Genomic DNA, 20,151 nt, shown 5'->3' with positions numbered 1-20,151 from the left:
TTGAGTAACTTATGAGTAACTTTAAACCTTAAACAAAAATGAATGGCGACAATAACTAGGTTTGAAGATTTAGAAATTTGGAAAGAGGCAAGGCGACTGGCCAAAGAAATTCAAATTATTGCTGTAGAATCAGATTTAAAAAATGATTTCAGATTTAAAGATCAAATAAAAGCATCCTCTGGCTCAGTAATGGATAACATTGCCGAAGGATTTGAAAGAAATGGAAATTTAGAATTCAGACAGTTTTTGTCAATTGCTAAAGGATCCGCTGGAGAAACAAGGTCGCAATTATACCGAGTTTTGGATTATAATTATATCAATGAAGAAAAGTTTGAAATTTTAAAAACAGATTTTGAAAATTTAAGCGGAAAAATAAACAATTTTATATCATATTTAAACAAGAAAGATTTTAAAGGCACCAAGTTTCAGTAAACACGAGAACTTTAAACTTTAAACTTTAAACAAAGAAAACATGTTAAGTATAAAAAATTTACACGCCTCAATTGGGGATAAAGAAATATTAAAAGGGATTAACCTTGAAGTAAAAGCAGGAGAAATTCACGCGATAATGGGACCAAATGGTGCTGGAAAAAGTACCCTTGCGTCCATCATTGCAGGAAATGAAAACTACGAAGTAACTGATGGTGAAATCACTTTAGACGGAGAAGATCTTAGTGAATTAGCTCCTGAAGAAAGAGCACATAAAGGTGTTTTTCTTTCATTCCAATATCCAGTGGAAATTCCGGGAGTTTCAGTTACCAACTTCATGAGAACTGCCATCAACGAAACACGTAAAGCAAACGGTCAGGAAGAAATGCCTGCTAATGAAATGCTAAAAGTCATTCGTGAGAAATCAGAATTATTAGAAATCGACCGTAAATTTTTGTCTCGTTCTCTAAACGAAGGTTTTTCTGGTGGAGAGAAAAAACGTAACGAAATTTTCCAAATGGCCATGCTAGAACCAAAATTGGCAATTCTAGATGAAACTGATTCTGGTCTTGATATTGATGCTTTGCGTATTGTAGCAAACGGAGTAAATAAACTAAAAAGCGACAAAAACGCCATCGTAGTAATTACGCATTACCAACGTTTATTAGATTATATCGTCCCTGATTTTGTTCATGTTTTACTCAACGGTAAAATTGTAAAATCTGGAGACGCTTCTTTGGCTTTAGAGCTGGAAGAAAAAGGATACGACTGGATTAAACAAGAACAAGAAGCTTAAAAATTTGTTTAAAGTTTAAAGTTTAAAGTTGCCTCGAGATAACTTTAAACTTTTAAACCTTAAACTTTAAACAATATATAAATGGAATTAAAAGAAAAATTAATATCGTCTTTCATGGCTTTTGAAGAACGCATCGATGTTCATTCAGAACTTCATGATGTGCGCACAGCTGCCTTAAAAAACTTTGAAAATAAAGGGTTCCCAACCAAAAAAGACGAATCGTGGAAATATACCTCGTTAAACGCCATCTTAAAAAATGACTTTACCGTTTTTTCAAAAAAAGAAAATGCAATTGAATTCAATCATGTAAAAAAATACTTTTTACACGAGATAGACACCTATAAAATAGTGTTTGTTGATGGTGTTTTCAGCTCCCATTTATCAGCAACAACGCATGAAGGAATTGATGTATGCCTGATGTCATCAGCATTGACTAAGCCAAAATACAAGATGGTTATTGACGCTTATTTTAACCAAATCGCTAACGAAGACGAAAGTTTAACTTCGTTGAATACCGCTTTTGCCATGGAAGGTGCGTATATCAACATCCCAAAGAGCAAAGTAGCAGACAAACCTATTGAAATCATGTATTTCTCTACAGGAAATGAAGCAGCTCTTTTGGTTCAGCCGAGAAACTTAGTGATTGTAGGTGAAAATTCTCATGTTCAAATTATTGAGCGTCATCAAAGTTTAAATGAAAATCCAGTGTTAACGAATTCCGTTACGGAGATTTTTGCTCAAAAACGTGCTATCGTTGATTATTACAAAATACAAAATGATACACTTGAAGCGAATTTAATTGACAACACTTATGTTTCCCAAAAACAGGAAAGTCACGTTTCAGTTCATACCTTCTCTTTTGGAGGAAACTTGACGAGAAACAACTTAAATTTCTATCATTTTGGCGAAAGATTGACAAGTACCTTAAACGGAATCACTATCATTGGCGAAAAACAACATGTAGATCATTATACTCTAGTAAAACATTCCACTCCAAACTGCGAAAGTTTTCAGGACTATAAAGGAATTTATTCCGATCGTTCTACGGGCGTTTTCAACGGAAAAGTGTACGTAGAAAAAGAAGCGCAAAAAACGAATGCGTTCCAAAAAAGTAACAATATTTTATTGAGCGACAAAGCAACAATAAATGCTAAACCGCAATTGGAGATTTTTGCTGATGACGTAAAATGTTCTCATGGTTGCACGGTTGGACAATTGGATGAAACTGCGCTATTCTATATGCAGCAACGTGGAATTCCTCAAAAAGAAGCCAAAGCATTGTTGATGTATGCATTCTCGAATGCCGTCATTGAAAACATCAAAATACCGGAATTGAAACAGCGCATCACCAAAATTATCGCTACAAAATTAGGCGTTAAAATGGGATTTGATTTGTAGTTAAGTTTTTAACCCCAAAGTTCGCTAAGATTTACGCAAAGGGCACAAGGTTTTTACTAAACTTTGTGCCTTTTGCTATTTTATTTAATATGCTTTATGGAATCGATTATCCCCTTCATGATTTCATTAAAATTAAATTCTGGAGATTCTTTTAAACCCATTCGAACCACAACTAAATGAAGTGACGGAATAATCAAAATCATTTGACCTTGATAACCACTACAAAAATACATATCCTTCGGAACATCTTGAAACGTGCTACCAGCATTAAGCCAAAAATGCGCACCATATTTTCCGTCTGACGTATTCGTAGGTGTAGCAACATATTTTGCCCAACCTTCATTGAAAATTTGTTCCCCGCTCCAATTCCCTTTGTGCAAATACAATAACCCCAATTTTGACCAGTCGCGCGTGGTAGCCCAACCGTATGAAGAACCTACATAATTTCCAGCCATATCGGTTTCGATTACCATCGAGTTCATTCCTATTTTATCTATTAAATCTGTGTGCCAAAAATCTAAATATTCCTGATGCGTTTTGAATTGCTTTCGCAAAATTCCAGAAAGTAAGTTGGTTGTTCCTGAGGAGTAATTCCATCTCGTGTTGGGTTTATGCTCCGCTGGTTTCTCAAGTTGGGAACGCGTCATATCCTCGGCTTGAAAAAGCATTTTAGTAGCATCACAGATTGTGCTGTAATTCTCCACCCACTGTAAGCCAGAATTCATGTGGAGCAAATCACTTGTGGTTATCAATTTTCGTTCGTCGTTTGCCCATTCTGGAATTGGAGCAGGAGCATCAATATCAAATTTTCTTTGCTTTTCTAAAACTCCAAACAGGGTCGCCGTAACACTTTTAGTCATCGACCAACCTAATATTTTACTGTTCTTATCAAAACCAGTATCGTATTTTTCAGCAATAATTTTGTCTTTATAAATCACCAGTAGCGAACGCGTTCTTTTATTTAGTGCTCCTTTTGTATCGAAGGCATTGGCGACAGCCGCATTCAATTTAGCATAATCAATATTGGTAAAAACCGTATCTCTTGGTTCTTTATTTCCGTAAGGGAAAGGAATTGTGTTGTTCGGTAAACTTCGTTTAGGAACCAAATACGGTTTTGAAATATCAAAATCATCGTTGATCAAAGTGGCTCCTAATCCTTTACGGTAAATCGCTTTTCTTTCCTTCAAACCATAAACTGAAGCAACGGCAAACTGTCCAGCATCTTCAATTGTGTTGTTGGCCAAATCAATCATATCAATATCATTGTCTCCTTTTTCAATCATGTTTTGCGAACGATCATCAATAAAATGTCCTGAAGCGATGCTTTTGGCTGAAAAGCCAGAAATTAAATCGAGTTTTGGGTAGGTAGTGAATCCCAAATAAAACATTCCGATAACAGCGGCAAAACCAACGAACTTAAAGAATTTTTTCATTTTGACTACAGAATTAATTTATTGCAATTTAATAAAAAATCCAATTACTAATTCAATAAGAAAATTCTATAAACGCATAAGAAACAAGCATAAAAATTAGTGAATTCGTGGCTAAAACGATTTGGTTTTTCACTACTTTTGTATTTAGAACTTTTCTAAATAATTATGCTAGATATAAATAAAATTAGAGCCGATTTTCCTATACTTACTCAGAAAGTAAATGGAAAACCATTAGTTTATTTCGATAATGGAGCTACTTCGCAAAAACCACAAGTAGTGATTGATGCGATTTCAAAATATTATCAAGAGATTAATGCCAACATTCATCGCGGTGTTCACACATTAAGCCAATTGGCAACCGATGCGTATGAAACTTCTCGTGGTAAAATTCAAAGTCACATCAATGCGAAATTCGCTCACGAAGTACTTTTTACATCGGGAACTACACATGGAATTAACTTGGTTACCAATGGCTTTGCTGCTATCTTGAAACCAGGGGATGAAATCTTGGTTTCCGCATTGGAACACCACAGCAATATTGTGCCTTGGCAAATGTTATGTGAGAAAACTGGAGCTGTCTTACGCGTAATTCCTATGAATCAGGAAGGCGAATTAATCATGGCCGAATATGATGCGTTACTTTCAAACAAAACGAAAATCGTAACGGTTAATCATATCTCTAATGCCCTTGGCACTGTCAATCCTATTAAATACATGATTGATAAAGCACATGAGGTGGGAGCTGCAATTTTGATTGATGGTGCGCAAGCCGTTCCGCATTTGAAACCAAATGTTCAAGAATTGGACTGTGACTTTTATGTTTTTTCAGGTCATAAAATTTGCGGACCTACGGGAACCGGAATTTTATATGGAAAAGAAGCGTGGTTGAATAAATTACCGCCATATCAAGGTGGAGGAGAAATGATCAAGGAAGTGAGTTTCGAGAAAACAACTTATGCGGAATTGCCCCATAAATTCGAAGCCGGAACACCAAATATTGCTGGGGGAATTGCCCTAGGAACTGCAATTGATTATATGAATGAAGTGGGTTTTGACAACATTCAACAGCAAGAAAAAGAATTACTACACTATGGTACCAAACGTTTGCTAGAAATTGAAGGGTTGAAAATTTTTGGCACTGCCAAAGAAAAAACTTCCGTAATTTCGTTTAACATTGAAGGAATCCATCCTTATGATATTGGTACAATAATTGACAAATTAGGAATAGCGGTACGCACAGGACATCATTGCGCGCAACCTATCATGACTTTCTTTAACATCCCTGGTACGATAAGAGCCTCATTTGCTTTTTATAATACCAAAGAAGAAATTGATCTCATGGTAGCGGCAGTTAAAAAAGCGCAGCTTATGTTGTCTTAAAAACCAAAATTAAAGTCACATGAAAATACTATCTATTTTATTCCTTACTATTTTCTTAAGCAACGGTTGCGATAGTGCTAAGGCTCAAGATATGCAAAACGCCGTAATTGAATACACCGCCAATACCAGAGGTTTTTATCAAAAAATCACCCTGAAAAATCAGACAATCACTGTTTCTAAAGACAGAGATGGAAATGATAAAGCGGCGCCCATAAAAATTAGTGATGCCGATTGGAAAGAAGTTGTGGCTTGTTTCAAAGCGTTAGAATTAGATCGGTTATCCGAACTGAAAGCACCAACTGAAAAGCGTTTTCATGATGGTGCAGCTATTGCCAACTTAACAATCAATTACAAAGACAAAATCTATGATACAACAGGTTTTGATCATGGCTTTCCGCCAAAGGAAATAAAGAAATTCGTTGTTAAGATAAATTCATTTGTTAAACAAGAGTAATACGGAAACAAAATCAGCTAATTATGAAAATTAAAGAGATACAAGAAGAAATTGTTGATGAGTTCTCCATGTTTGACGACTGGATGGAACGGTATGAATACATCATCGAATTAGGAAAAAAACTGCCGCTAATCAAAGAAGAATACAAAACCGAAAATAACATCATCAAAGGCTGCCAATCGAAAGTATGGTTGCAAGGGGAACAAACAGACGATAAAATTGTTTTCACCGCTGATAGTGATGCCATCTTGACCAAAGGAATCATTGCGATATTGATTCGGACTTTCTCCAATCAAAAAGCATCGGATATCCTAGAAGCCGACATGAATTTTATTGATGAAATAGGCTTGAAAGAACACCTATCGCCAACGCGAGCTAACGGATTGGTATCGATGATAAAAAATATTAAAATGTATGCTTTGGCGTTCAATGCACAGAATTGATTCCGAACTAATTCGTTTAACCATATAAGACATTTAAGGTCATATAAGTCAGAATAAAAACGAAAAATTTATGACCAAAACATATTTAAAAGATTTAATTTATCAGGTTAATGGTTGTGCTATAGAAGTCCATAAACATCTTGGTCCCGGTCTTTTAGAAAGTGTTTATCATACCTGTTTAAAAAAAGAATTGACAATTAGAGGTTTAGAATTCGAAACTGAACTTACAATACCTGTTTATTATAAAGGTTTAGAACTTGAAACAGGATTAAGATGTGACTTATTGGTTGAAAAAAGTTTAGTAGTTGAACTTAAAGCAGTCGAAAAAGTTTTACCAATACATGAAGCCCAAATTTTAACCTATATGAACCTTTTGGAAATTCCTATAGGATTAATGATAAATTTCAATGTAACACATATTTTTAAAGAAGGACAAAAAACATATGTCAACGAAAGATATAGATATCTGGAAGAATAAAAAATAAACATAGCATACTCTTGATACGATTTAATCAAGCTAAATAATAAAAAAGTACAAATATAATATTCAAAACAAAAACCTTAAATGACCTTCAATGTCTTATATGGTTAAAACATTCAAACAATGGAACAAGAGATAGACACCACAGAATTAGGAGAATCAATCGTAAAAATATTAAAGACTATTTACGATCCGGAGATTCCTGTAGATATATATGAATTAGGATTGATTTACGACGTGATGGTAAATACGGATTATGAAGTAAAAATCCTAATGACACTTACCTCTCCAAACTGCCCAGTTGCAGAAAGTTTACCACGAGAGGTCGAAGACAAAGTAAAGTCGATTGAGCATGTAAAAGATGCTGAAGTAGAAATCACTTTTGATCCGCCATGGAGCAAAGATTTAATGAGCGAGGAAGCAAAATTAGAATTGGGAATGCTTTAAAATGGCGCGGACTCAACCCAAATCTTTAAACGATCAAAAAATTGGATTAAAATCTTCTTTTGATTCGCTTTTTTTTATACCCCGCTTTTTCAAAGAAATTTGGCGTACTAACAAAACGCTATTCTTGACATCAGCTTTTTGCAGGCTAGTTGCAGCTTTGTTGCCGGTTGCAATTTTATGGGTTGGAAAACTCATTTTTGATGCCATCATCCAAATTACAACACATGGCGAAAAGGATTATTCTACGCTATGGCGTTCTGTAGCAATAGAGTTTATACTCGTCGTGTTATCTGATTTGGTAGGTCGGGCAATTTCACTTACCGATGGAATTCTTGGAGATCAGTACAATATCAATAGTTCGATTAAAATTATCAAAAAGACTAATGAAATCGATATTAGTCTGCTGGAAAATTCTGAATTTTACGACAAGCTAGATCGAGCAAGAACGCAAACGGCAGGTCGTGTCGATTTAATGTCGAATGTTTTAGGTCAAGCGCAAACTACTATTTCTATCTTTTCGCTTGTAATAGGATTGATTTATTTTGAACCTTATTTAATTGTCTTATTAATTTTAAGCATTTTTCCGTCTTTTATTAACGAAGTACGTTTCAGTCAACAACAATATTCGCTGGCTAGAAGCTGGACTTCCGAAAGAAGGGAATTGGATTACCTTAGATTCATTGGCGCTAATGATAAAACGGCAAAGGAAATTAAGCTTTTTGGATTAACTAGCTTTCTGGTCGAAAGATTTGAAACCCTTGCAACGCGCTATTTTAAATTAAATAAATCGCTCGTTGTAAAACGTTCCAGTTATGGGTTTTTATTTAATGTTTTAGGATCAATTAGTTATTATGCAGCATATGTTTTTATAATTTACAGAGTTCTTTCGGGCGGAATTACACTTGGTGAATTAACTTTTTTATCCGGGAGTTTCAATCGTTTAATGACTAGTCTGCGAGATTTTTTTTCGAAATTTACTCGAATATCCGAAAGCTCTTTATATCTGAAAGATTATTTTGATTTTCTTGACATTCCGTCCGAATATAAAAATGAAAAGGAGGTTCCGTTGCCAGAAAAAATCAAAACCGGATTTGAATTTAAAAACGTCTATTTTGCTTATCCGGAATCTGATAATCAAATAGTAAAAGACATTAGTTTTGTTATAAAAGCTGGAGAAAAAATGGCATTCGTTGGGCAGAATGGTGCTGGAAAAACAACACTTACTAAATTACTGCTTCGGTTTTACGAGCCAACATCAGGTGAAATTTTACTTGATGGCATCAATATAAATCGATATAACAAGGCCAATTACCAGGAATATTTTGGAGTCCTTTTTCAGGATTTTTTCAAGTATGAATTTTCAGTGAAAGAAAATATCGCCATCGGAAAAATTGATGAAATTAATGATTACGAACGAATACAAAAAGCGGCTGAATTGAGTTTGGCCAACGAAGTTGTCTCTGAATTAAAGTATGGCTACGAACAACAACTGGGAAAACGATTTGCCAAAGGTCAGGAACTATCCGGAGGACAATGGCAAAAAATCGCATTGGCACGGGCTTACATGAAAAACGCTGAGGTTATGATTCTGGACGAGCCCACATCGGCGCTGGACGCCAAGGCTGAAAGTGAAGTTTTTGAACGGTTTATAGGATTAATAAAAGATAAAACCAGTGTAATAATTTCTCATAGATTTAGCACTGTGAGACAGGCAGACCGCATTTTAGTCTTACAAGAAGGTAAGATCTTAGAATCCGGAACGCATAATGAGTTAATGGAAAACAATAAATTATATGCCCAACTGTTTACACTACAGGCTGAAGGCTATCAATAAAAAATGGTATGGAAGATGAAATTATAAATAAAGTTGCCAATAGTATTTTGGTGGTTTTTGATCTTGAAGATTATTATCCTATAGGTACTCGGACACAAATTGATATGGCGCAATGGCTTTTAGAAGGTTTTTTATTGAAAGAAAAAGACTTTAGAGAGGAATTGAAAAATCACGATTGGTCACAATATCAAGATCAATATGTCGCTATTCATTGCAGTACCAATGCAATTGTTCCAGCTTGGGCTTCTATTTTGGTTGCCATTCAACTAGCGCCATTTGCGAAGAAAATCATCAATGGAACTTTGGAAGATTTAGACGCTTCTCTTTATGAAGAGTTACTGTCTAAAATAGACTATTCGGTTTACGAAAACAAGCCAGTAATCATAAAAGGATGCTCCAGAAAACCGGTTCCAATGCGGGCTTATGTATTAGCAGCGCATTACTTGCAACCTTTTGCCCGAAGTATTATGTATGGTGAGGCCTGCTCAGCTGTGCCGTTGTACAAAGCTTCAAAGAAAGGTTAATTTATTGTAATTTTTTTTTACTTTTATTGTAGCACTAAAAATATAAAGTCATGAAAAAAATAGCTATTTCTTTCGTATTTATTTTCGCCACACTTTCTGTTACCGCCCAAGAAACAGCAACAGACACGATAAAGTATTGGACTAAAAAAGGAAATATCTCACTGCTTTTTAATCAATCGGCTTATAATAAGCAATGGCTCGGTGGCGGAACTTCCAATATTGCGGGGAATTTTGGACTGAATTATGACTTCAATTATAAAAAAGAAGATATCGTTTGGGATAACAAATTTATTTTAGCATACGGTTTAACCAAAATAAAAGGAGACGAAAAAACCGCAAAAACGGACGATCGTCTGGAACTGAATTCTCTTTGGGGAAAGAAAGCCAAAGGGCAATGGTACTATTCGATGTTTTTTAATTTCAAGACTCAAATGGACACTGGTTTAGACAAAAATGACGATAAAATATCCCATTTTTTCTCTCCGGCTTATTTCCAGTTGGGACCAGGAATGCTGTGGAAAAAGAGTGATAATTTAAGTGTCAATTTTTCTCCAGCGACTGCAAAACTGATTGTTGTTCATCCGCATTTTACTGAATTTGGACCTTCGTTTGGAGTATTGCAAGGTAACTCTACTCGATTTGAATTTGGAGCCAGTATTACAGCATACTATAAATTCAATATCATGACGAATGTGTCTGTAGAAAACCGACTGAATTTATATTCCAATTATTTAGATAATCCTCAAAACGTAGATGTTGATTACCAAATGAATGTCATCATGAAAATCAATAAATACTTGTCGGCTAACGTAGCTTTACAAGCTATTTATGATGACAATTCGATTCAAGCCGTTCAGGTTAGAGAAGTATTTGGATTAGGCGTTAATTATGGTTTTTAAGAAAATACATTTTTATAAAAACAGACCTTTAGAAAATTTCTAAAGGTCTGTTTTTTATACCGTTGCCACTCGTACTCTGGTGCTCGTTTGCAACGAGTACCTACTTACTTATGTAAACTAAATAAAGCGTTTGCAACGCGGCCAATCTAAACAGATTACCAAAAAGGATCCACATTTACATTACAAAAAACAGTATTGTCTTCTTCATAATTTCTATAACTACTGTTTACATAATCTCTTTCATTAAAAACAATTTCGGCTTCAACAGGATTATAATGTATGTAGTTTACACGCTGTTCTATTTTTTCTAAAGTATCCAATATAACGGGATGAAAACCATCTTGCCACACCTTATAATTTTTAGCCCTTCCTGATTTTTGAGCTTCAAAACTAAATTTCCGTAACAGCCATTCTCGCCTGCTCTCAGGATGTTCTTTTATGGCTTCTATCAGTTTTTTTGATGTGAATTTTTTGAAATCCCGAATAACATTTTGCAGCTCACCGTCAAATGCTGTTACAATTAAATGAATATGACTAGTCATGTATACATAAGCATGCACACTCAATCCTTTTTCCTTGATACAATAATTTAAGGATTCATCTAAAATAGTACAATAATTAGGTCGTACCAATAAATCTACCCAGTCTACAACTGTTATAGTAATAAAAGTTGGCACTGTACTATCGATAACTTTATATTTCTCAGACATGTTTTTTGAAAATATTGATTTTAAGAAACGCTACTATAAAACAGTCGTATAGTTATTTAAAGCTACTCCGCTTTTAGCGATCCGCGTTGCAAACGCTGTAATTTGTTTCATAATTTAAGTAGGTACTCGTTGCAAACGAGCACCAGAGAACGTGGACAAACGAGCGCTAGTGGGTTCATCTATAATAGTACAATAATTATGTCGTACAAATAAATCTACCCAGTCTACAACTGTTATAGTAATAAAAGTAGGCACTGTACTATCGATAACTTTGTAATTCTCAGACATTCTTTTCAAATATTGATTTTAAGAAACTCTACTATAAAACAGTCGTATAGTTATTTAAAGCTACTCCGGTTTTAGCGATCCGCGTTGCAAACGCTATAATTTGTTTCTTAATTTAAGTAGGTACTCGTCGCAGACGAGCACCAGAGAACGAGGACAAACGAGCGCTAGTGGGGTTACAATTATCGCTAACGTTATGCCACTTTGAGATGGCTGGAAGTTCGTAACCGCTCAGTTTTCGGATTAACGAAAACTTAATGCGAAACGATAATTCCACTAAATTACAGCTAGCTCAAAATGGCGGTTATCTGTAGTCATTCGTCAATTTTTCTTATTCCATTTCTGTAATGTTGTATAAATTTTTCTATATTTTTTTTATCCATGCAATAGTCATGAACATTATACACAAATTGATTGAGACTATCATTTTCAATTTCGTTTTGATAGTACTTAATTTTCTTCAGACCGTTTGGAATCGTAGTTGCTACTTGTGTAAAATCATTATTCTGATAAGACACGTTTTCTGGATTAAGTTCAGAAAGGGGAATTATCCATTTTTGTAAACTTTGGTTATAGTTTTCGCCAATATAGATTATTAATGATTTAGATTTTTCGTCAAAATAAGCTTTCTCATCAACTTCTATTTGATTAGAACCTTCTGAACAATTATTTATACTTTCTACAACGAAAGAAATACCACTTGAGCTTTTGCACGATACAATAAAAAACGTCAAAAAGATTACTAAATTTGATTTCATCGAGTTTTTATGATTACAGATAACTTATATATAGGCGCTACTACATAGCGTATTACTTTCAAATATACAGTTTAATAATTATCTTACAAATCATCAAATAGACTTTTTATTTGTAAATTATCGTCATCGCTAAACCACATGAAGGATGGCAGCGGAAATCCTCCCGATTTTTCTTCGGGAGATTATAGCGAACAGCCTGACGCAGCTGTAACGCAGAGGAAGCTGGGGCATGCCCAAAAAAAATCCCTTTTGAAAATATCAAAAGGGATTGTGTATTTTATGTTTACGAGAAAATTATTCGTTTTCTTCTTCGTCTTTGTCTTCTTTTTCCACCGCGTCTTTATAATCCGGATATAAAAACTTATTGTACGGAAAACGGGTGATGTGAATTTGTCTTACGGCTTCGTAAACGCGTTCTCTGAATTCCTCGAAATTTTCTTTCTCGGTAGCCGAAATGAACAACGCATTTTGCTCTCCTACTCGACTCATCCAAGTCGCTTTCCATTCTTCCAGCGTGTAATGTCTTGGCGTTTTTTCGGTCATTAAATCATCCTCATCAATAGTCAAATGCTTGTACGCATCGATTTTGTTGAATACCATAATAACGGGTTTGTCATTTGCCTTGATGTCCAATAACGTTTGGTTTACGGATGCAATATGATCTTCAAATTCCGGATGCGAAATATCAACTACGTGCAATAACAAATCCGCTTCGCGAACCTCATCCAGCGTACTTTTGAAAGAATCAACCAGTTGTGTTGGCAATTTTCTGATAAAACCTACGGTATCCGAAAGCAAGAAAGGCAGGTTTTTGATCACTACTTTTCGAACGGTGGTGTCCAAAGTTGCAAAAAGTTTGTTCTCTACAAAAACGTCACTTTTCCCAACGGCATTCATCAAAGTCGATTTCCCCACATTAGTATACCCAACTAAAGCCACACGAACCATAGAACCGCGATTGCCTCTTTGCGTTCCCATTTGTTTGTCGATTGCTTTGATTTTATCTTTCAATAAAGCGATTCTATCTCGTACAATACGTCTGTCGGTTTCAATCTCTGTCTCTCCAGGTCCACGCATTCCAATTCCCCCTTTTTGACGCTCCAAGTGTGTCCACAATCCCGATAATCGAGGCAACATATAGATACATTGTGCTAATTCTACCTGCGTTCTTGCATACGAAGTTTCGGCACGTTGCGCAAAAATATCAAGGATAAGGTGCGTTCTATCCAGAATTTTACATTCTGTAATGATTTTAGATATATTTTTTTGCTGTGAAGGCGATAATTCATCATCAAATACCAAAGTCGAGATATCATTTTCTTTTACAAAAAGATGAATCTCTTCAATTTTTCCAGTTCCTACAAAAGTCTTAGGATTAGGACGTTCCATTTTTTGCGAAAAACGTTTCACCACTTGGCCTCCTGCGGTAAAAGTCAAAAACTCCAATTCGTCAAGATATTCGCGTAGTTTCTCTTCACTTTGGTTTTGAGTTACAATACCAACTATAGCCGTTTTCTCGAAATTTATTACTTCTTTTTCTAACATGTCTTTGAATAAGTTACAAATTTAATGATTTGTAAGGGACTTATTGAGTTCTGGGTTTATAAAAAAATCATAACGTGTGAATAATGATAGTATTTTGGTCGAGCCAAAAATTAGACTGAAGAAATATTTTTCCACAATTTAATCTTTACTTTTAAAAAAATTAGTCAATATTCGGATAATTAGTGGCTAAAAGTTTATCGAAAAGAAATTAGCGAATTTGCGGTTATTTTAAAAACTCTTGCTTTTGCAAACCTTACTTTTGAAGTTCCATTGGATTTTTAATTATTTTTACAGCAATTTAATACCATTTGAATGAATCGCTTTTTGACAGTACTTATTGCATTTTTGTCTCCTATTTTTCTTTTTGCCCAAAAAAATTCTGAACAATTATTACAGGAATTGGATCAAACAGTTGCTGATTACCAATTGTATTCGGATAAAAAAGAGATTCAAATCAATAAATACAAAGAGCTACTGCCATCTGCTTTTACCGATATTCAAAAATATGATATCTATGGTAAATTATATGCGGAGTATAAATCGTATCAATCGGATTCCGCCTTGATTTATGCTCGAAAGAGTTTTCAAATAGCCGAAAAACTAAATGATAATGAAAAGCTAAATCATGCTCGATTAAATTTGGCTTCCATCATGGGAACATTAGGAATGTACAAGGAAGCAACGGATATTCTTAATCGAATCAACATCAATACTTCACCCGAAATAAAAGGCTATTATTTCACCGTAAATAGCGTCGTTTATGGTTATATGTCTGATTATGCGGCTTCACTTCCGGAAAAAAAGAACTATATTGTTTTAACAAAAAAGTACCGTGATTCTTCTTTAAATTATTACAAACCGCAATCAAGTGCTTACATTATGGCAAAGTCCAGTACGTTTCTTGATGCTGGAAAACACAAAGAAACATTGACTTTATTACTGAACTATTTCCCAAATATTGCTCACAACAGTGATGATCGAGCGGTTATTGCCTACATTATTTCGCAGGCCTATCGCCAAAAAAAAGACTTTAATCAGGAGAAAAAATGGTTGACTATTTCGGCCATTTCCGATTTGCAATTGGCCAAAAAAGAATACATTTCGTTGCGTTCGTTGGCTTTTCTAATGTATGAAAACGGAGATATTGATCGCGCTTACAAATACATAAAACGCTCTCTTGAAGATGCTCTTTTTTGTAATGCGCGCTTACGAACTTATGAAATATCGAAGATGCTGCCCATTATCAACGAGGCGTATCAAAAACAAAATGAAACCAATCGATTTCAGTTGGTACTGTTTTTAATAAGTGCGAGTATATTATCCGTGTTCCTGTTGGCGGTGCTTTTTTTACTTTTTAAGCAAATGAAAAAATTGTCCAAAGCAAAGCAGGATTTAAGTTTGGCCAACAGCAAGCTTTCGGAGTTGAATACTGAACTAAATATTTTCAATGAAAAATTGAATGAAACCAATTATACGCTGACCGAAGCCAATCTTTTGAAAGAAATATACATTGGTCGTTACATGGATCAGTGTTCAGACTACATCGGAAAATTAGACGAATACCGCCGAAAATTGAATGTAATGGCAACAACGGGAAAAATGAATGACCTGATTAGTGCCGTAAAATCGAAACAATTTGTCGAAAATGAATTTGCTGCATTTCTCACCAATTTCGACAAGACGTTCCTGCAACTCTTTCCTAATTTCATAGCAGAATTCAGCGCTTTGTTGATTGATGACGAAGCGATCCAATTGAAAGAAGGCGAATTACTGAATACGGAACTACGGATTTTTGCACTCATTCGTTTGGGCATCAAGGACAGTGCAAAAATTTCAATATTTCTTCGGTATTCAGTATCCACAATTTACAATTACCGTTCCCAACTCAAAAACAAAGCAGCAGGTCCACGAGAAGATTTTGAAGCTAACGTAATGCGGATTGGAACCAATCTAAAATAGAAAAATGCTGTTTTTCTAGCAGGTCTTTGGGATTAAAACAATCTTGGGAACCTTATTTTTACTATCAATCCACCACTTTTTTTAAATACCAAATTTACATAATAAACCGTTATTCAGTATCTTGCATTTAAAAAAGAGAAATACAATCTACTTTTTTATGATGACAAAAATATGTAGTGTGTAAAGCGTTTACTTTTACCTTTTCGAAATATGGAAAACTATGGATTTTTTAATAAATCGATCTCGTGAAAATCATGTTAATCACAATCTATTACTAAACCTGAAAAATTAATTTATCAAATTCTATTTAAAAAATGAAGCAATTTCTTTTCACAGCCCTAATGTGGCTCGCGTTTTTTAGCCCTGCACAATCGCAGCAGTTAAAATCACCAAATGGAAAATTTCTAATGGAATTCTCCTTACAAAATGACGGAACTCCAAGTTACAGTTTGAACTACAAAAATAAAGCAGTTGTAAAACCAAGTAAATTGGGTCTTGAGTTGAAAAATGACAAAAAATCGTTGCTAAATGACTTTACTGTTATTGACTCGAAGGCGTCAACTTTTGATGAAAACTGGAAACCAGTTTGGGGAGAAGTAGCCTCCATTCGCAATCATTATAACGAATTGGCAGTAACCTTAAATCAAAAAGAAACCGACAGACAAATTGTGATTCGTTTCCGTTTGTTTGACGATGGTCTAGGATTTCGTTATGAATTCCCTTCGCAAAAAAACCTTACGTATTTTGTAATCAAAGAAGAAAGAACACAGTTTGCCATGACAGCCGATCATACCGCGTTTTGGATTCCTGGTGATTATGATACCCAGGAATATGATTATACAACTTCAAAATTATCAGAAATTAGAGGATTGGCTGAAAAAGCAAAAACGGCTAATGTATCACAAACTTCTTTTTCTTTGACAGGAGTTCAAACTTCGCTAATGCTAAAAACGGCGGACGGTTTGTATATCAATTTACACGAAGCGGCATTAATTGATTATTCTTGTATGCATTTGAATCTGGATGATAAAACTATGGTTTTCGAATCTTGGTTGACACCAGATGCAAAAGGGGACAAAGGATATATGCAGGCGCCAAATCATTCGCCTTGGCGTACCATAATTGTTAGTGATGATTCCAGAGAAATTTTAGCTTCAAAAATGACGTTGAACTTGAACGACCCTAACAAAATTGAAGATACATCATGGATAAAACCCGTTAAATACGTAGGTGTTTGGTGGGAAATGATTACCGGAAAAAGTTCTTGGGCGTACACGGATGAATTTCCTACGGTACAACTTGGCGTTACTGATTTTTCAAAAGCAAAACCTAATGGAAAACATGGTGCCAATAACGCCAATGTGAAAAAATACATTGATTTTGCAGCGAAACATGGTTTTGATGCGGTTTTAGTCGAAGGCTGGAATGAAGGTTGGGAAGATTGGTTTGGACATTCCAAGGATTATGTTTTTGATTTTCTGACTCCATATCCGGATTTTGATGTTAAAGGATTGCATGAATATGCCAAATCAAAAGGTATTAAAATGATGATGCACCATGAAACTTCGGGTTCTGTGCGTAACTACGAGCGTCACATGGATAAGGCCTACCAGTTCATGAAAGACAATGGATATGATGCCGTAAAAAGTGGTTATGTAGGTTCTATCATTGAAAACGGTGGGAATCATTACAACCAATTTATGAATAACCACTATCAATTCGCAATAGAAAAAGCAGCTGATTATAAAATTATGGTGAATGCGCACGAGGCGGTTCGTCCAACAGGAATTGCAAGAACATACCCTAACTTAATAGGTAATGAAGCGGCAAGAGGAACAGAATATCAATCTTTTGGAGGTTCTAAACCAAATCACGTGACGGTTTTGCCATTTACACGTTTAGTGGGCGGACCGATGGATTATACGCCTGGAATTTTTGAAATGGATTTGAGTAAAATGAATAAGGACAACAATTCCCATGTAAATAGCACAATTGCAAATCAACTGGCATTGTATGTAACGATGTACAGCCCACTGCAAATGGCAGCTGATACTCCAGAAAATTATGACCGTTTTCCAGATGCTTTTCAGTTCATTAAAGATGTAGCAGTAGATTGGTCGGACAGTAAATACTTGGAAGCAGAACCTGGTCAATATGTTACCGTTGCACGTAAAGCAAAAGGGACGAACAATTGGTTCGTTGGTAATGTTAATGGAGAAACTTCTCGTACCTCAACAATCAAATTTGATTTCTTAGAAAAAGGAAAAAAATATGAGGCAACGATTTATGCTGATGCTAAAGACGCACATTATAAAACCAATCCGCAAGCGTATACGATTCGAAAAATGACGATAACCAACAAATCAAAACTAGCACAACTTAGTGCTCCAGGTGGCGGTTATGCGATTAGCATTATTGAAATCAAAAAGTAATAAATCACAAAAGGCTGTTCAAATTGAACAGCCTTTTGTGATTTTATAATAGCGTAGAACTAATTTACTTTAATCAGTTTTACATCAAAAACAAGAACAGATCCTCCTGGAATCGGTCCGCTTCCATTGCTTCCATACCCTAAATGAGAAGGAATCAAAAGAACTCCGTTTCCACCTTCTTTAAAATACGGAATACCTTCTGTCCATCCTTTTATCACTTGGTTTAAACCAAATGAAATTCCTGAAGCATTGCTTTGGTCAAAAGTATTTCCATTAGTAAAATACCCTTTGTACGCTACCGTTACATTAGATGAAGCTGTTGGTTGAGTTCCAGTTCCCGCTTCATTAATCACATAGTACAAACCTGAATCGGTTTTTATGGCGGTCAAATTATTTTTGGCAATGTAATCCACGATTTCTTTTTCGTTTTGAACCGTGTAATCAACAGGTTTAGATGGTTCGTTATCCGATAAACAAGAAACAAATAATAAAGAAACAAGTGCTAATAAAGTAGATTTCATGATGTGTGTTTTTTTAAGAAGGGCAAATATAGTGATTTCAACTCTTGTCTTTTATAAAAATTATTTATCCCCAAAAACCTGAACATCATCTAATTGGAAAGCACCATCCAAAGCCAAATTTTTCCCCGATCCAGTGTACCTAAAAGCGATATTAATTTTGCCTTTAAACGAAGATAAATCAATGGCGCCACTTCCTATAAATTGATACCAAGGTGTGGCCTGATTGGGTAATTTTATAACTAAAGGAGTCCATGTGGCAGAGGTCACATTCAACCCATCAAAATTAGTTGAAACGTAAACGTCTAACGCATTTAATGGAGAGTCTACATCTAAATGATGCTGAGCGGTTCTAAAAGTTAATTCTTCTTTCGTGTGAACGTCCATGTCTATTTTGGGCGAAATCAACCAAGCTACATTCGAAACAACTTTAGTTCCTGTGATGTTAAATTCGGCATAGCCGTTACCTGAATATACTGTTCCTTTCCAGAAAAGTGTTCCTTTTTGAACCAAATTAGCCCAAGCAGGTAAACTCAATTTCGATTTATCTATTACTGTCTCAAAATCTTCGGAGAAAAAAGGGACTGCTCGCTTTCCGGTCATCACCACATCTTTTTCGGATCTGGGAAGTAATTGATAGTCCGTTCCGTATTTAGTCAAAATTCCTCTTACTTTACCGCTGCCACCGGGCACTACTTTGGTGGCGAAATCAGAAAAACTGCTGGTTCTAAAATAAACTTGATTCCCTAATTTATCTAGCAAACCCCAATTGGTCGCACCGCCTACATTATTGGTTTCCTCAAAATACCTACGACCTATTGCAGCCGCTGAAAACTGAACGTCAGACAGCTCGACTAAAGTATTCAAATTGGAATCATTTAATGCTTCTGACATTGATAAGGACCGCACTAAAACTTCCTCTTTTACATTGGTACAAGACGCATTCAATACCTTTTTATAATCATTTTGCGAAAGTCGCCCCACGCCACCTTCATTGTAGGAATTTACAAAAATGCTTCCAATACGCATTCCACCAAAGGAAATATCGGTGTATTGGTCTTTCAACTTGATGTATACTTTATTGCCCAATCTATAATCAATATACAAGTTGGTTGCGTCCACGGGAACGCTAAATCCTACAGCCGGCTTTGTGGCTGTTGCCAAAGTTTGAAAGGAAATCGACTTAAAAAAATTCCCAGCTTCATCACTGGAAACTACATACGCCTCGATAATATCATCGTATTTGTGTTGTGTGACAATAGCATTTGCAGTGGCGTGAACTTCACCCACTGCTTTATTGGGCACTAAATCTGGTTGTGTACATAGGAGTTTGGGTGCTGGAATATCATCAGTCACACAATTGCTGAAGGTGAATGGCATTAGTAATACTATAAAGATGCTGTAAAATGTTGATTTCATATACTTT

Annotated in this window: 20 protein-coding genes; 13 read left to right on the top strand and 7 right to left on the bottom strand. The window is 35.3% G+C overall.

Going from position 1 to position 20,151, the window contains the following annotated elements:
• Positions 1-42: 42 nt before the first annotated feature.
• From BLS90_RS13700 to sufD, 3 genes are all read left to right on the top strand, one after another.
• Entirely contained in the window at positions 43-432 is a 390-nt protein-coding gene (locus BLS90_RS13700) for a four helix bundle protein (RefSeq protein ID WP_091258609.1), read from the top strand.
• A 40-nt stretch (positions 433-472) separates the two neighbouring features.
• Positions 473-1,225, top strand: a complete 753-nt coding sequence (gene sufC / locus BLS90_RS13695) for a Fe-S cluster assembly ATPase SufC (protein ID WP_091258607.1) — start codon at positions 473-475, stop codon at positions 1,223-1,225.
• An 81-nt stretch (positions 1,226-1,306) separates the two neighbouring features.
• On the top strand, positions 1,307-2,623 hold the full coding sequence (gene sufD, locus BLS90_RS13690; protein WP_091258605.1) for a Fe-S cluster assembly protein SufD: 1,317 nt from the start codon (positions 1,307-1,309) through the stop codon (positions 2,621-2,623).
• 80 nt (positions 2,624-2,703) lie between these two features.
• Here the strand turns inward: sufD and BLS90_RS13685 are convergent, their stop codons facing one another.
• Entirely contained in the window at positions 2,704-4,056 is a 1,353-nt protein-coding gene (locus tag BLS90_RS13685; RefSeq protein WP_091258603.1) for a serine hydrolase domain-containing protein, read from the bottom strand.
• Between the two features lie 165 nt (positions 4,057-4,221).
• Here BLS90_RS13685 and BLS90_RS13680 point away from each other — a divergent pair, with 165 nt between their 5' ends.
• The 8 genes from BLS90_RS13680 to BLS90_RS13645 all read left to right on the top strand — a co-directional run bounded on the left by BLS90_RS13680 (position 4,222) and on the right by BLS90_RS13645 (position 10,518).
• Positions 4,222-5,436 (top strand): aminotransferase class V-fold PLP-dependent enzyme, encoded by a 1,215-nt coding sequence (locus tag BLS90_RS13680; protein ID WP_091258602.1) that lies wholly within the window; start codon positions 4,222-4,224, stop codon positions 5,434-5,436.
• Positions 5,437-5,455: 19 nt separating this feature from the next.
• Complete coding sequence (locus tag BLS90_RS13675) at positions 5,456-5,890, top strand: hypothetical protein (RefSeq protein ID WP_091258600.1); 435 nt, start codon at positions 5,456-5,458, stop codon at positions 5,888-5,890.
• Between the two features lie 23 nt (positions 5,891-5,913).
• Positions 5,914-6,333, top strand: a complete 420-nt coding sequence (locus tag BLS90_RS13670) for a SufE family protein (protein ID WP_091258598.1) — start codon at positions 5,914-5,916, stop codon at positions 6,331-6,333.
• Positions 6,334-6,403: 70 nt separating this feature from the next.
• On the top strand, positions 6,404-6,811 hold the full coding sequence (locus BLS90_RS13665) for a GxxExxY protein (protein ID WP_091258596.1): 408 nt from the start codon (positions 6,404-6,406) through the stop codon (positions 6,809-6,811).
• A 126-nt stretch (positions 6,812-6,937) separates the two neighbouring features.
• On the top strand, positions 6,938-7,261 hold the full coding sequence (locus BLS90_RS13660; protein ID WP_091258593.1) for an SUF system Fe-S cluster assembly protein: 324 nt from the start codon (positions 6,938-6,940) through the stop codon (positions 7,259-7,261).
• Between the two features lies 1 nt (position 7,262).
• Positions 7,263-9,095, top strand: coding sequence for an ABC transporter ATP-binding protein (locus BLS90_RS13655; protein WP_091258591.1), 1,833 nt, complete (start codon positions 7,263-7,265; stop codon positions 9,093-9,095).
• 8 nt (positions 9,096-9,103) lie between these two features.
• Complete coding sequence (locus tag BLS90_RS13650) at positions 9,104-9,619, top strand: DUF2480 family protein (protein WP_091258589.1); 516 nt, start codon at positions 9,104-9,106, stop codon at positions 9,617-9,619.
• A gap of 50 nt (positions 9,620-9,669) precedes the next feature.
• On the top strand, positions 9,670-10,518 hold the full coding sequence (locus BLS90_RS13645; RefSeq protein ID WP_091258587.1) for a DUF3078 domain-containing protein: 849 nt from the start codon (positions 9,670-9,672) through the stop codon (positions 10,516-10,518).
• Between the two features lie 155 nt (positions 10,519-10,673).
• On the opposite strand, the gene BLS90_RS13640 is transcribed toward BLS90_RS13645, so the two are convergent.
• From BLS90_RS13640 to hflX, 4 genes are all read right to left on the bottom strand, one after another.
• Positions 10,674-11,228 (bottom strand): REP-associated tyrosine transposase, encoded by a 555-nt coding sequence (locus BLS90_RS13640; RefSeq protein WP_091258586.1) that lies wholly within the window; start codon positions 11,226-11,228, stop codon positions 10,674-10,676.
• Between the two features lie 114 nt (positions 11,229-11,342).
• Complete coding sequence (locus tag BLS90_RS16925; protein WP_175455489.1) at positions 11,343-11,516, bottom strand: hypothetical protein; 174 nt, start codon at positions 11,514-11,516, stop codon at positions 11,343-11,345.
• 311 nt (positions 11,517-11,827) lie between these two features.
• Positions 11,828-12,271 (bottom strand): hypothetical protein, encoded by a 444-nt coding sequence (locus BLS90_RS13635; protein ID WP_091258585.1) that lies wholly within the window; start codon positions 12,269-12,271, stop codon positions 11,828-11,830.
• Between the two features lie 294 nt (positions 12,272-12,565).
• Positions 12,566-13,816 (bottom strand): GTPase HflX, encoded by a 1,251-nt coding sequence (gene hflX, locus BLS90_RS13630; protein WP_091258583.1) that lies wholly within the window; start codon positions 13,814-13,816, stop codon positions 12,566-12,568.
• A 312-nt stretch (positions 13,817-14,128) separates the two neighbouring features.
• Here hflX and BLS90_RS13625 point away from each other — a divergent pair, with 312 nt between their 5' ends.
• Complete coding sequence (locus tag BLS90_RS13625; RefSeq protein ID WP_091258581.1) at positions 14,129-15,775, top strand: DUF6377 domain-containing protein; 1,647 nt, start codon at positions 14,129-14,131, stop codon at positions 15,773-15,775.
• Positions 15,776-16,089: 314 nt separating this feature from the next.
• Complete coding sequence (locus tag BLS90_RS13620; RefSeq protein WP_091258579.1) at positions 16,090-18,207, top strand: glycoside hydrolase family 97 protein; 2,118 nt, start codon at positions 16,090-16,092, stop codon at positions 18,205-18,207.
• A gap of 59 nt (positions 18,208-18,266) precedes the next feature.
• Here the strand turns inward: BLS90_RS13620 and BLS90_RS13615 are convergent, their stop codons facing one another.
• Entirely contained in the window at positions 18,267-18,728 is a 462-nt protein-coding gene (locus tag BLS90_RS13615) for an FKBP-type peptidyl-prolyl cis-trans isomerase (protein ID WP_091258576.1), read from the bottom strand.
• Between the two features lie 60 nt (positions 18,729-18,788).
• Positions 18,789-20,144, bottom strand: a complete 1,356-nt coding sequence (locus tag BLS90_RS13610) for a DUF5689 domain-containing protein (protein ID WP_091258575.1) — start codon at positions 20,142-20,144, stop codon at positions 18,789-18,791.
• Positions 20,145-20,151: the final 7 nt, after the last annotated feature.

Source organism: Flavobacterium omnivorum (assembly GCF_900099915.1).
GTDB classification, from domain to species: domain Bacteria; phylum Bacteroidota; class Bacteroidia; order Flavobacteriales; family Flavobacteriaceae; genus Flavobacterium; species Flavobacterium omnivorum.
Note: the sequence above shows the minus strand (reverse complement) of the source record. Positions and strands in the feature narration are given on the sequence as shown.

Coding starts and splice junctions, on each gene's coding strand:
- BLS90_RS13640 (WP_091258586.1), bottom strand. CDS start 11,228: ATGTCTGAGAAATATAAAGTTATCGATAGTACAGTGCCAACTTTTATT.
- BLS90_RS13620 (WP_091258579.1), top strand. CDS start 16,090: ATGAAGCAATTTCTTTTCACAGCCCTAATGTGGCTCGCGTTTTTTAGC.
- BLS90_RS13700 (WP_091258609.1), top strand. CDS start 43: ATGGCGACAATAACTAGGTTTGAAGATTTAGAAATTTGGAAAGAGGCA.
- BLS90_RS13610 (WP_091258575.1), bottom strand. CDS start 20,144: ATGAAATCAACATTTTACAGCATCTTTATAGTATTACTAATGCCATTC.
- BLS90_RS13660 (WP_091258593.1), top strand. CDS start 6,938: ATGGAACAAGAGATAGACACCACAGAATTAGGAGAATCAATCGTAAAA.
- hflX (WP_091258583.1), bottom strand. CDS start 13,816: ATGTTAGAAAAAGAAGTAATAAATTTCGAGAAAACGGCTATAGTTGGT.
- sufC (WP_091258607.1), top strand. CDS start 473: ATGTTAAGTATAAAAAATTTACACGCCTCAATTGGGGATAAAGAAATA.
- BLS90_RS13680 (WP_091258602.1), top strand. CDS start 4,222: ATGCTAGATATAAATAAAATTAGAGCCGATTTTCCTATACTTACTCAG.
- BLS90_RS13645 (WP_091258587.1), top strand. CDS start 9,670: ATGAAAAAAATAGCTATTTCTTTCGTATTTATTTTCGCCACACTTTCT.
- BLS90_RS13615 (WP_091258576.1), bottom strand. CDS start 18,728: ATGAAATCTACTTTATTAGCACTTGTTTCTTTATTATTTGTTTCTTGT.
- BLS90_RS13635 (WP_091258585.1), bottom strand. CDS start 12,271: ATGAAATCAAATTTAGTAATCTTTTTGACGTTTTTTATTGTATCGTGC.
- sufD (WP_091258605.1), top strand. CDS start 1,307: ATGGAATTAAAAGAAAAATTAATATCGTCTTTCATGGCTTTTGAAGAA.
- BLS90_RS13675 (WP_091258600.1), top strand. CDS start 5,456: ATGAAAATACTATCTATTTTATTCCTTACTATTTTCTTAAGCAACGGT.
- BLS90_RS16925 (WP_175455489.1), bottom strand. CDS start 11,516: ATGTCTGAGAATTACAAAGTTATCGATAGTACAGTGCCTACTTTTATT.
- BLS90_RS13650 (WP_091258589.1), top strand. CDS start 9,104: ATGGAAGATGAAATTATAAATAAAGTTGCCAATAGTATTTTGGTGGTT.
- BLS90_RS13625 (WP_091258581.1), top strand. CDS start 14,129: ATGAATCGCTTTTTGACAGTACTTATTGCATTTTTGTCTCCTATTTTT.
- BLS90_RS13665 (WP_091258596.1), top strand. CDS start 6,404: ATGACCAAAACATATTTAAAAGATTTAATTTATCAGGTTAATGGTTGT.
- BLS90_RS13670 (WP_091258598.1), top strand. CDS start 5,914: ATGAAAATTAAAGAGATACAAGAAGAAATTGTTGATGAGTTCTCCATG.
- BLS90_RS13655 (WP_091258591.1), top strand. CDS start 7,263: ATGGCGCGGACTCAACCCAAATCTTTAAACGATCAAAAAATTGGATTA.
- BLS90_RS13685 (WP_091258603.1), bottom strand. CDS start 4,056: ATGAAAAAATTCTTTAAGTTCGTTGGTTTTGCCGCTGTTATCGGAATG.